The following is a 2,217-nucleotide window of genomic DNA, read 5'->3' as shown; positions in this document are numbered from 1 at the left end:
TAAATGCTGGTCTTGATAGGTGAGCGCCACCGCATCGGGTGTGGCGTGCGCCTGCGCTTCAAACAATTGGTGCCACGTTGACGCAGCAGGCGCGGGCGACAGTGTTGCGTTCCAAGCGTGCAGAAGCTGCGTTTTTTCCGAATCGGATAGCACCTCAATGTCGGCAAGACATTGGTCAGAATCTGCGATAAAGCTTTTCAATATGTGCTGATAAATCGTCAGCACACGCTGTGCAGAAGTATGCTCAAACAGGCTAGTGGCGTAATCCAATCCCAATTTTAGAGCGTCGTGACCGTCATCCACGTGGACATTCAAATCAAACTTGGCGGGCGCATAGAGCCCTTCGTCACCCAAATCGACGGATTCAAACGGCAATGCCTCTTGGCTCAAGAGTTGATGACCAAAACTTTGCATGCCAAACATCACTTGAAACAGAGGATGGCGTGACATATCACGCTCGACGTTGAGCAGATCAATCAAACGCTCGAACGGCACATCCTGATTCATTTTAGCGTCGGTCATCACCTTATGAATTTGCTTAAACAGATCGCTTGCCGTGCCTGTTTGATCGAGTTGAGCCCTGAGCACCAGAGACGTCGCAAAGTAACCAATCAAATCTTGCGTCTGTGGTTGATGGCGGTTGTCGGAAGGGGTTCCAACTACGATGTCTTGCTGCCCACTCAATGTTGCCAGTGTGAGGTAAAACCCACTCAGCATAACCACGTAAAGTGTAGTGTCTTGATCACGTGCCAGCGCTTTAAGTTGCTCCGACAACGTACTGTCGAGCGTTAACGCGACGTTTCTGCCTTGGTAATTCACCTTGGCGGGTCTTGGGTGATCGGTGGGCAGTTCTAACGTTTCGTAACCCGATAGCGTCTCCGACCAAAACGCCATTTGACGCTCCAACCCTTTTCCTTCGAGCTGATGCCGTTGCCAAAAGGCGTAATCACTGTACTGAATAGCCAATGGTGGCAGTACGACCTGCATATGCGGTGATGGTCGACCCTGCATTAACAAAGCTTGATAGACCTGTGATAACTCACGCAGGAAAATGTCGGTCGACCAACCATCAAACGCAATGTGGTGCCAAAGTATCAGCAGGTATTGTTTGCCTTCCGAGGTGAATTGCGACAAACGCATGGGCGCTTCGATAGACAAATCAAACGGTCGCTCAATTTCCAGAGTGAGTTGAGCTTTGAACTCCGCAAAGTCAGCTACGCTGAACTGGGAGATGAACACTGGCTGATCCAGTCGGCGCAATGCAAATTGCCCTTCGTCATTCTGTTGATAAACCGAGCTCAGCACAGGGTGTCGGTCGACAACGGTTTGAAACGCTTGAATCAATGCATCTTGCTGGATGTCACTGGAAAGCTCGACGGTATAAGGAATGTGGTACGCATCCGAGCCTTGTTCAAACTGTTCGATAAACAACATGCGCTCTTGAGCAAAAGACAACGTTGCACTGGTATTTGGCAAAGAGAAAATCTCCGTCTCCCAAAAGTCGTGCTTAGATAAAATGCCATTGCGCCTTAAAACATCGATCAGCGCGGGTTTGTTTTCTTTGATGTTCGCAAGCAATGCGTCCGATGGCTTGTCATCACCAAAGGCTAATTTGATAGCATCCCCTTGAACCCATACCGACAATTCATTCTCTTTGATTTGATTGATTAGATCTAACATGGCTTAAATACTCATCTCGTTGACTTGCTGCTCTAATACACCCGACTTCTCTTGGGCTTGCAGATGGTTATGCAATTCAGCAATGGTTCTTAAATTAAACAGGTGGCTCAGCTCCACACGTTGGTGGCAAAGCGATAATTGGTTGATCTGGCTGATGACTTTGATGGCGTTAATGGAATTGCCACCGATTTGGAAAAAGCTGTCGTGAACACCAACTCGCTCTAACCCCAACACCTGAGACCAGATGTCGCACAGCGCTTTTTCCAATTCACTGTCTGGGGCAACGTAGCCGCTGGCTTCCACCCACTCCGGTTCGGGCAACGCTCGGCGGTCGAGCTTGCCGTTCAACGTAAGAGGGATTGACGCAATCTGGTTGAAGGTGGCGGGCACCATGTAATCCGGCAAGTGCGCATTTAAGCTATAGCGGAGGTCATCGACGTTGAGTGTCTGGTCACTCACGAGGTACGCCGCAAGGTACTTGTCGCCTTCTTTCTCGCGGTCAATGACCACGGCTTGTTGAACTCCGTCTGCCGCCAT

At 49.7% G+C, this 2,217-nt stretch carries 2 protein-coding genes; both read right to left on the bottom strand.

The window, feature by feature from the left end:
• A partial coding sequence (locus tag HC752_RS23965) for a condensation domain-containing protein (protein ID WP_238930625.1) occupies positions 1–1,680 on the bottom strand: 1,680 nt, incomplete at its 3' end.
• Positions 1,681–1,683: 3 nt separating this feature from the next.
• Positions 1,684–2,217 (bottom strand): phosphopantetheine-binding protein (locus HC752_RS23960; RefSeq protein ID WP_190337694.1); only part of this gene is annotated, 534 nt, incomplete at its 5' end.

The sequence above is a fragment of the Vibrio sp. S9_S30 genome, from assembly GCF_014694455.1.
Classification (GTDB): domain Bacteria; phylum Pseudomonadota; class Gammaproteobacteria; order Enterobacterales; family Vibrionaceae; genus Vibrio.
This window is presented reverse-complemented; position numbering and strand designations above follow the sequence as displayed.